Origin of the sequence: Pseudanabaena sp. 'Roaring Creek' (genome assembly GCF_001402795.1) — a bacterium.
In the GTDB taxonomy this organism is placed as follows: Bacteria; Cyanobacteriota; Cyanobacteriia; order Pseudanabaenales; family Pseudanabaenaceae; genus Pseudanabaena.
Map to the genome: position 1 here is coordinate 1 of NZ_LIRE01000006.1, position 9,359 is coordinate 9,359.

Sequence of the window (9,359 nt, forward strand, 5' to 3'; positions counted from 1 at the left end):
TCAATTCTTGGGGTTTGATTTGTCCTAAGTCAAGTGACTGTAGCTATAATTCACAAAAGTGTTGTCACACTTTCGTGAGTTGGTATTAGGAAATCAACCCGAATAGAGAGTTGCCGCACGGAGCGCGGCAGCTCTCTACTTTACCATCCCTAGTGATTACCCTTAGAACCTTCGATGGTAGTTATTGTCGAACTAGTGTCCTCTTCCACTTCCTCTTCATCATCTTCTTCACTATCCTCATCGCTCTCTTGCTCAGAAGGATGTAGATAATACTGATCGTAATATCCGTAGTGATATTCACTATCAGAAGAACCAATCATATTAATTAACAATCCCGAAACGTTAGCTCTAGCAGAGGCTAAAACTTCTAAAGCCCTTGAAATTCCACTTCTAGTCGAGCGGTTGATTGCCGCAACTAAGATAAATGTATCTACTTTGGAAGTCAGACATTGGGCATCAGTAATTCCAATCACAGGCGGAGTATCCACTAAAACATAATCATATTCTTGTCTCCATTCCTGTACCAGCGCAGTCATTTTGACAGACTCTAGCAGTAGCATGGGATTAGGAGGAATAGAACCCGATGTCAAAATATGTAAATTGCCCTTCTCATCAACAACCTGAGTCAGCTCTTGCCAAGGACTGGGAGTTGCTAGAGCAGTAGACAAACCGAATTTGTTACTCAATCGCGCTAATTTATGAACGGTTGGCTTGCGTAAATCCGCGTCTACTAAGAGAATCCTATATCCCAAAGACGAGAGAATTATGGCAAGATTGTAGGTTAAGGTACTCTTACCTTCAGAGGGCACTGATGAAGTGAATGCAATCACCTTCATCATGTTATCGGTACCGAGGTAACGCAAATTTAATGCCAAAGAACTTAAGGCCTCTTTAAAGGCGTAATAACTACTGGTGGGCAAGATACCTTGGTTCAATAAGGGGGCTAGAGAGGCAACTTCAGTCATCGGAATCGAGGCAAGTAGTGGCACATCTATAATTTCCCTGACCTCTTCCACTTCACGGATACGTTGATCCAAGCGATCGAGAAGCAATGCAATCAAGACTCCTAAACCTAAGCCTGCAATGGCGGAAATGAACAGGCTTCTTTCAATGTCTGGAGAAGATGGGCGAACTGGGAGAAGCGGTGGTTCTAAAATTTTCCATGAAGATATTTCTTGGGCTTCGGAAATTCTTAATTCTTCCAGTTTTTCGGTGAGCTTATTATAGGTTGAGGTATCAAGATCGAGTTGACGTTGAATTTCCACATAGCGTTGCTGAATCTGAGGAATCTTGGAAAAAACCGCCGCGACTTCAGACTGAGCATTTCTGATGCTCTCCAGTTGGGCTTGGCTCACTGCCAGATTTGTTTGTGCGTCAAATAGCTGTGAAGCTAAATTTTGTTGGATTAAACCACTAGGCTCGTTGGCAATATTGGTCGTATTTCCTTTAACTCCTACCACAGACTGAGCGCGAGCCTCTAGCAGCCGATAGAGTTCATCACGACGATCTTTAAGCGCCAGTACGCTAGGATAATCTTCGCGAAAGCGTGTGCGCTCCAAGAAGTAGTTAGTTTCCACATCCTGAAATTGTTTTACCAAAGATTGATAGGTCGGATCCTGTTGCAAAATTGCCCCACCGATCGCAGACTCTGCCGATTTGCCAACTTGACGGCTCAGCGCCTCATACTGCTGTTGTGATTGCGCTATTTTGATCTGCAATTCTTGCGCCTGAGTTTCTAAAGCTTCACGCATTTTAAAAACTGCGGCTGCATAGGTGTCGGGGTCAACAATGTTATAAGTCTTCCGAAATTGTGTGACGGCTAAAGCGGATTTTTCGAGTTTTTGCTTAACTTGAGGTAGCTTATCTTGGATAAATTTAATGGCATTACTGGACTTAGTGCGGCGATCTTTCAGGCTATATTCGACATAGGTTTGCGATAGCGCACCTAAAACCTCGCGAGCGCGTTTGGGATCGCTGTCCGTATAGGTTAGACGCAAAATCAGGGCATCTTTTTCAGGTCGAATATCCAAGCCGTTGATTACGGAAGATGCATCGATCGATTTAGAAGAGCCATCCGATGATTGGCGCATTTTGGCGATCGCACTTTCAATGAGAGGGCGACTCTTGAGGATGCCAATTTCTGTACCAAGGTTAATAACGGGGCTAGCTGGCAAACCACTGCTTGGAGCATTAGGGACTTGAATGTCGGAAACAGGGATCGTGGAGTTGTTGATTAGGAGTGAGGCACTAGAGCGGTACTGGGGGATTCGAGTAATGGTGTAGTAAGTATTTCCTGCAAATACAGTCACGGAGACTGCTACGATGACGATCCAGCGCTTGCGTAGTACTCGTAAAAATTTGGCAAGTTTAAAAGAGTCATCAACATACTTGCCTACGTAGGTAGCCTTAGGATATGCAGTCATCGTTGTTTTTTACCCAAGTAGCTTTAATTGTCATGCTCTTGATCGCTAATCTTTATATCAAAATCGAGAGGATATAGCAATTCTTGGATCCCTTTGATTGTTTCCCAAGGATTTATTAAGGATCTATTTATAAGGATGGCAAATCGTATTTTATAAGGTCAGATAAGCAGTTAAGCATTATTGAAACCCAAAACCACAGAGCGCACTGCCCGCTACGCGAGCGGTACACTCTTCTAAGTTTTAAGTTACTTATGATTAGCTACTTAGTCTCAAAATCCCAAATTACATTCCTTAGAAGTTTTTAGAATTGCTCTCTATAATGAATGATTGATAGATTGTATCCCAAGCCAATAAAATCTCAGCCCCAATGCCTGAAACAATTCCTACAATATACTCCACCCTATTCTTAACAATTCTATTGTTTTTGGGGTTGATTTCCTTTTTACGTGGCTCGATCCGCGATCGCACAGTTGATGCTCTCTTTGCGGTCGATAAACTGACTGACGATCGCCTCTTGATGCAGGTGCGCGACTATTTTCGGCAAAGAGCTTACAGAGTAGTAGAGATCGATCCCGCTAGAGATGTGGCGACATTGATCGGTCAAGTTCAACCAAGTTTGTTTCTGGCAATATTTATGTCAGTCTTAGCCGCTATCGGTTTTGTTTGTCTGGGACTAGTTTTAGGTATTTTGATTCCCGATTTAGAAAATCTCTGGCTATGGTTGATATGTTTAGCACCGATTGCTGGAGTATTTTATTGGCGAGGTACTCCCCGCGAGCGGCAGGTGAGTTTACAGCTTTTGCCCGATGCCAAATTAAAAGTACGCGCCCATAAAGATGAAATTACCGAATTACAGCGATCGCTTAACTTAGAAAAACTAGAGGATTAAAAAACAGAGACAAAGCCTTTAGAACAAGTACAGCCTAAGCGAAAAGGAAGAGAATGGGGCGGCGCAAAGCACCGTCCCATTCTCTTCCTTTTATGCAAACAGCTACAGCAACGTAAAGTTTGAAATAACTTATACCAAAACACAAAATGGCTGCGCCATTTTGTGTTTTTAAAACCCCTACTGGGTTTGTTTTTCAATTTCCAAAAGTGTAGCCACACTTTTGGAAATTGGTATTACTTGGCTGGGATTAAGAGCGGAAAGCGCGATATTTTTTTATAATAGACTCAAAGAATATTGCAAAATTTTATTGGTACTTAATGACTACTGTTTTACCGAGTCCTTTGACGAGTTTAAAGGCAGAGACGAGTGCGACGAATGCGTTAGAAAATAGTAAATCAAGCTTAGATCGTTTGTCTCCAAATCAGCAACTTTTACCCCTAACGGCGGTTGTGAATTCCCACGATCACCTAGAGATTGGTGGTTGTGATGTATTGGAATTAGTACAGCAATACGGCTCGCCGCTTTATATTTTGGATGAAGTCAGTTTAAGAACCGCTTGTCAGCAATATCGCGATGCTTTCGCGAAGCATTATCAAGGGCAATCGCAGGTTTTATACGCTTCTAAGGCTTGGAGTTGTCTCGCGGTATGTGCGATCGTCAGCTCCGAAGGGTTAGGCATTGACGTTGTTTCCGCAGGTGAGATTTTGACCGCGCTACGGGCGGGTGCTGCTCCGAGTTTGATTTATTTTCATGGCAATAATAAATCGATTGACGAACTTAGCTATGCTCTAGAGTCTGGCTGCACCATCGTGGTGGATAATTGGCACGAACTCAAGACACTAGATCGACTTGCTAAAGAACAGTCTGATGCCGTCAGTTTTCATGCGCCTCGGATTATGCTGCGTTTGACTCCTGGAATTGAATGCCATACTCACGAATATATCCAAACAGGTCACATTGACAGTAAGTTTGGCTTCGATCCTAATGAAATTCCCGCAGTGTTTGCTTTCCTTTCAGAGTCTAGCCTTAACTGTATTGGTATTCACGCCCATATTGGTTCGCAGATTTTTGAGTTACAACCCCATCAAGATATTGGTGGCGTGATGGTGCAATGGTACGCATTGGCGGGCGAAAAGTATGGCTTGCATTTCTCCGAACTCAATATTGGCGGTGGTTTGGGGATTCGCTATGTTGAATCGGACGATCCTCCTAGTATCGAAGAATGGGTAAAAACCGTTAGTGCTGGTGTAACCGAAGCTTTTGCTACCGCAGGATTGCCATTACCTAAATTATTATGCGAACCTGGGCGATCGCTAGTTGGTTCGACCTGCGTTACCGCCTATACGATTGGTGGTCGCAAAACGGTTCCTGATATCCGTACCTATGTGACGATTGATGGTGGTATGTCGGACAATCCTCGTCCTATTACCTATCAGTCTAAATATCGGGCGGTGATTGCGAATCGGATGGGTGCGGCTTTATCGCAAACGGTGACGATCGCAGGTAAGCATTGTGAATCAGGTGATATTTTAATTAAAGATATTCAATTGCCTGAAACTAATGCGGGTGACACTTTAGTAGTATTTGGAACGGGTGCTTACAATTACAGCATGGCATCCAATTACAATCGTTTGCCCAAGCCTGCGGCAGTTATTGTGGAAGGTGGCGAATCGAGTTTGATTATCAAACGCGAAACTCGCGAAGATCTATTACGTCAAGATTGCTTGCCAGAGAAACTACGTCGGTAGTTACGGGCGTTTTTGCTGATTGCCCACTCTAATTTTCGAGAAATTTTTAAGGGAAGCTAAGCTTTGCATGGCTTTCCTTAAGATTTATGGGTTTAGTAACTCAGTAAAGTGTATATTTTTCAGTTGTGAATGAGAGGGCTATGGATGCAGTGGTTTATAAACATCAACTCAATTGCATTCATGATGAGGGCGATCGATATCCTTGCGGTATTGGGATTAATCTATTTCATGTTGTCTCTCAGCAACGATCGCCGCACCTTATTGATGGTGCGAGGCATCATTTTTCTGCTAATTGCTAGTGTTTTGAGCGATCGCCTTGGTATGCGATTGCTTAATTTCGTCCTAGACAAATTGTTGATTGGTGCGGCCGTGGCGATGGCGGTAATTTTACAGCCAGAACTGCGACGATTTTTAGAAAGGCTTGGGCGTGGCGATTTACTCTCGTTGATTCAACCGACAACTAATCGAAGGACGGCTGTCGAGACAGACTCAGTGATTGAAGAGATTAGCGATGCAGTGATCGAGTTATCGCAAAACCGCACGGGTGCGTTAATGATTATTGAGACGGGAGAACCTATTGACGATCGCGATTTTTCTGTGCCTGGGGTGAAGCTGAACGCATTATTATCAAAAGAGCTACTACATACAATTTTTCAAACCTCAACCCTTTTGCATGATGGAGCTATCTTGATTCGGGAAGATCGTATTCTTGCCGCTGGTGTGATTTTACCCATTTCTGAGCGAGCTGCCTCAAGGGAGATTGGCACGCGACATCGGGCGGCGATGGGGATCACCGATCGGGTGAGAAATTGTTTTTGTATAGTTGTTTCTGAAGAAACAGGCTCGATCGCGATCGCGGAAAATGGGATTTTAGATCGTCCAATCTCTAGTAGCCGACTGCGAGAAATATTAGAAACTAAATTAGGCAACTATCGTCCAACGACTCTAGGACGGACAGTTCCGCGATTTAATTGGCTCAGGTCGAGTTCAATTTTTAAAAATATGGTAAGTCGAAAATCGTCAAAAAAGAAATGACAGCTAAGCTATTGCAAACTTTGCCACCAGATCTCGATCGCCATCGTTTGCCCAAACATGTTGCCGTAATTATGGATGGTAACGGACGTTGGGCAAAGCAAAAAGGGATGCCAAGAATAGCTGGTCACCGACAGGGTGTAGATGTTCTCAAGGATTTGTTGCGCTGCTGCAAAGATTGGGGGATTGCGGCTTTGACAGTCTATGCCTTCTCTACTGAAAATTGGAGCCGTCCCGCCCAAGAAGTTGATTTTTTAATGGTTTTATTCGAGCGGATGTTGCGGCATGAATTAGAGGAAATGTGCCGAGAAGGCGTTCGTATTTCCTTTGTGGGCGATCTTGATTCTTTGCCCAAGTCTCTGCGCTCGGAAATCGAGCGATCGCAAATAGCAACCGCGAATAATCAAGCGATTCACTTCACCGTGGCGATTAATTATGGAAGCCGTCGGGAGATCCTGAAGGTCTGCCGCCAAATTGCTGAGGCTGCCCAAGCGGGAGAAATTAAACCTGAAAATATTGATGAAAACTTATTCGAGCAGCATCTCTATACGGCAGGAACTGATAATCCCGATCTTTTAATTCGGACTAGCGGTGAGATGCGCTTGAGTAATTTTTTGCTCTGGCAAATGGCTTACACTGAGATGTACTTCACCCATACGCTCTGGCCAGATTTTAATCGCAGTGAGTTTCATCGCGCATTGATCGATTATCAAGAACGCGATCGCCGTTTTGGCAAAATCTAAACATAGAGAGGGCGCAAAGCGCCCTCTCTATGTTTTCCAAGGATTAGCGTTGTGGCGCTAATGCTTGGCTATTTTAGTAATGGTTGCCGATTTTACGATGATGGGCTGCCGTAAGGGCATCGGGTTTGGAGACGCGCCCCTCCTCGGCGATCGCGTAGATCACCCAGTGATCGCTGCACTCCATCCGACTCACCACTTCACATTCGATAAAAGCAAGAGCATCCGTCAGAATTGGCGCTCCCGATGATGAAATTTGCGTTTTCACACCTTCAAAGCGATCGGCACCAGGAGCAAATCGTTTTAGGAAATGTTGCATCAATTTGGAATAGTTGCCATCTTCGAGAACGTTTAAGACAAAGCGATCGCCTACTTGCATGAATGACTCGATCGCCCGATCCTTTGCCACGGCGACCGTAAAGCCGAGGGGTTTAAAGCTTGCCTGCGCGACCCAAGAGGCAAGCATGGCACTGCGAGCCCCTCCCTTCGCCGCCGAAATAATATACAAACCACCTGCTAAGCGTCCGAGCGCCTTGTCTAGATCGGCATCGATCGCTTTAAGTTGTTTGATATTTTTTTCGCGGGTTAGTAATTGTCCTAAGTCAGTCCCCGCTTCATCGCAGGTTTGATAGGTGGTTTCGTTTGGGTTTTCCCGCACGCGAATCGCGGGAAAAGCCGTAATTACTCCCAAGTCCTTAAATCTGTTATTTAGCAGATCGATGGAGGAATCGCGATCCCCATGGGGTTCGTATAAACCAATGACTTGTTTTTCGCTTGCTGCCGCTAGAATTGCCCCGATCGCTGTTTCGACGTGGCTATTGGCTGTAGGGGGAGTGCAAACGACTAAGCCTGAGGCATGACCGACTAGCTCGCGTAATTCTTGGAGGTCGATCGCTTTGAGATCCGCCATTTCCACGGCGACACCAGTTTTGGCAACCCCGCGCGCGATCGCTTGCGAGAGGCGATCACAATAGCCATAGTCAGACACATAGCAAACCACCACATTGGTTTCGCCCTTGGTTTGCGCTTGGCTCCATTGGCGATAGTTTTCCGTCAGCTCTTTAACGTTATAGCGCAGCAAAGGTCCATGCCCATTGGCGACGATTTCCGCTTGGGGCAGTTCATCCATGCGTTTCATTGCGGAAATTACCGATCGGGCATTGGGAGCCATCAGGCATTCGTAATAAAAACGATAGTCAGGCGTGATTTTCTGTAAGTCTTCGTCGTAGGTGGCTTCGCTGCAATAATGCATTCCAAAAATATCGCAGGTATAAAGAGTCGATGTACCCAGATCGAAGGTCATCATCGTATCTGGCCAGTGCAGATTGGGAGCGTTCACGAATTGCAAAACATGACCCTTCCCAAGATCGATCTGGTCGCCATTTTTGACGATCTGCTGCTTGAAGGGATGATGTACCAAATCGTTCAAAAATTGCAAAGCTACCTTTGTCCCTACCACCGTTACATTCGGGGCAAGAGCTAGGATTTCTCGCACTAGTCCGCTATGGTCTGGCTCGGTATGGCTAATTACTAAATATTCGATCTGCGCGGGATCGACTAGCCCTTGAAGCGTTTTGAGATATAGTTCGCGGAACTTCGCATGGGATGTATCGACTAAGGCGAGCTTTTCGCCGCGAATGATATAGGAGTTATAGGTCGTCCCATTCTGTAAGCCAAACTCAATGTCAAAGCGATCGCGATCCCAATCCAGCGATCGAATGGTGGTGGTGTCGGCGGCAATTTCGGCAACCTGAACCGTGAGGCGACGCTCAAGCGCTTTTTCCGCAATTTTTTCAACAGACGGCATCTCAGTAATAGCTACCACGATTTTGTCTCCCTATCTCATTTTCATCTACTTCTAGTCTAATCCTTACTTTTCAACAAGTCCAATTGATTGTACTAATTGATACTATAAGTAGCTAACCTAAACCCAAAAATTAGCTACGGCAAAAATATCGCCACTTAATTTCTGGGTTATAACCTCAATCCCTTACTATGTCAGACCTTTACGTTTCATGGGAAGAATATCATGCCAAAATCGAAGATTTGGCAGCCCAGATTTATCAGTCTCATTGGGAATTCGATCAAATTCTCTGTCTAGCTAGAGGGGGATTACGCATTGGCGATTTGCTATCGCGGATATATAACAAGCCTCTTGCAATTCTCTCGACTTCTTCCTATGGGGGCAAAGATTTTCAGGAGCGGGGCAAGCTGACGATCGCTAATAACATCACGATGACCACGGATACCCTTGGCAAGAGGATTTTATTGGTTGACGATCTGGTCGATTCGGGGGTGACTCTCGCGAGGATTCTCGAATGGCTCGAGGAGCATGAGGAATTTGCCATTACCGAAGTGCGATCGGCGGTTCTATGGTTTAAAGCTTGTTCTGTCGCCAAACCCGACTATTACGTGGATTTCTTGGCAGACAATCCTTGGATTCATCAACCTTTTGAGAAATACGAGAAAATGCAGCTTAGCGATTTATAGCTACCGCCAGTCTTGTTAGGACAAAATTAAAACCCAA

The 9,359-nt window shown here is 44.9% G+C and carries 7 protein-coding genes; 5 read left to right on the forward strand and 2 right to left on the reverse strand.

Annotated features, from left to right (window positions below):
• Window positions 1–149: 149 nt before the first annotated feature.
• Entirely contained in the window at window positions 150–2,423 is a 2,274-nt protein-coding gene (locus AC805_RS00140; RefSeq protein ID WP_055073532.1) for a polysaccharide biosynthesis tyrosine autokinase, read from the reverse strand.
• Between the two features lie 367 nt (window positions 2,424–2,790).
• On the opposite strand from AC805_RS00140, the gene AC805_RS00145 reads away from it, so the two are divergent.
• The 4 genes from AC805_RS00145 to AC805_RS00160 all read left to right on the forward strand — a co-directional run bounded on the left by AC805_RS00145 (window position 2,791) and on the right by AC805_RS00160 (window position 6,835).
• Window positions 2,791–3,312 carry a cofactor assembly of complex C subunit B gene (locus AC805_RS00145; RefSeq protein ID WP_009628277.1) on the forward strand — a complete coding sequence of 174 codons (522 nt, stop codon included), beginning with the start codon at window positions 2,791–2,793 and terminating at the stop codon, window positions 3,310–3,312.
• Window positions 3,313–3,629: 317 nt separating this feature from the next.
• A complete protein-coding gene (lysA, locus tag AC805_RS00150) occupies window positions 3,630–5,060 on the forward strand; it encodes a diaminopimelate decarboxylase (RefSeq protein WP_055073533.1) in 1,431 nt (476 codons plus the stop codon).
• A gap of 144 nt (window positions 5,061–5,204) precedes the next feature.
• Window positions 5,205–6,095 carry a diadenylate cyclase CdaA gene (cdaA, locus tag AC805_RS00155; RefSeq protein ID WP_055073537.1) on the forward strand — a complete coding sequence of 297 codons (891 nt, stop codon included), beginning with the start codon at window positions 5,205–5,207 and terminating at the stop codon, window positions 6,093–6,095.
• On the forward strand, window positions 6,092–6,835 hold the full coding sequence (locus tag AC805_RS00160; protein ID WP_055073534.1) for an isoprenyl transferase: 744 nt from the start codon (window positions 6,092–6,094) through the stop codon (window positions 6,833–6,835). Before cdaA ends, AC805_RS00160 begins: the two co-directional genes overlap by 4 nt.
• Before the next feature lie 73 nt (window positions 6,836–6,908).
• On the opposite strand, the gene AC805_RS00165 is transcribed toward AC805_RS00160, so the two are convergent.
• A complete protein-coding gene (locus AC805_RS00165) occupies window positions 6,909–8,639 on the reverse strand; it encodes a diflavin flavoprotein (protein WP_055073535.1) in 1,731 nt (576 codons plus the stop codon).
• 188 nt (window positions 8,640–8,827) lie between these two features.
• On the opposite strand from AC805_RS00165, the gene AC805_RS00170 reads away from it, so the two are divergent.
• Window positions 8,828–9,322 (forward strand): phosphoribosyltransferase, encoded by a 495-nt coding sequence (locus AC805_RS00170; RefSeq protein WP_055073536.1) that lies wholly within the window; start codon window positions 8,828–8,830, stop codon window positions 9,320–9,322.
• Window positions 9,323–9,359 lie beyond the last annotated feature (37 nt).

Excerpts from the sequence above, each read along its gene's own strand:
- AC805_RS00145 (WP_009628277.1), top strand. The coding sequence starts at position 2,791 with ATGCCTGAAACAATTCCTACAATATACTCCACCCTATTCTTAACAATT.
- AC805_RS00160 (WP_055073534.1), top strand. The coding sequence starts at position 6,092 with ATGACAGCTAAGCTATTGCAAACTTTGCCACCAGATCTCGATCGCCAT.
- AC805_RS00165 (WP_055073535.1), bottom strand. The coding sequence starts at position 8,639 with ATGCCGTCTGTTGAAAAAATTGCGGAAAAAGCGCTTGAGCGTCGCCTC.
- lysA (WP_055073533.1), top strand. The coding sequence starts at position 3,630 with ATGACTACTGTTTTACCGAGTCCTTTGACGAGTTTAAAGGCAGAGACG.
- AC805_RS00140 (WP_055073532.1), bottom strand. The coding sequence starts at position 2,423 with ATGACTGCATATCCTAAGGCTACCTACGTAGGCAAGTATGTTGATGAC.
- AC805_RS00170 (WP_055073536.1), top strand. The coding sequence starts at position 8,828 with ATGTCAGACCTTTACGTTTCATGGGAAGAATATCATGCCAAAATCGAA.
- cdaA (WP_055073537.1), top strand. The coding sequence starts at position 5,205 with ATGCAGTGGTTTATAAACATCAACTCAATTGCATTCATGATGAGGGCG.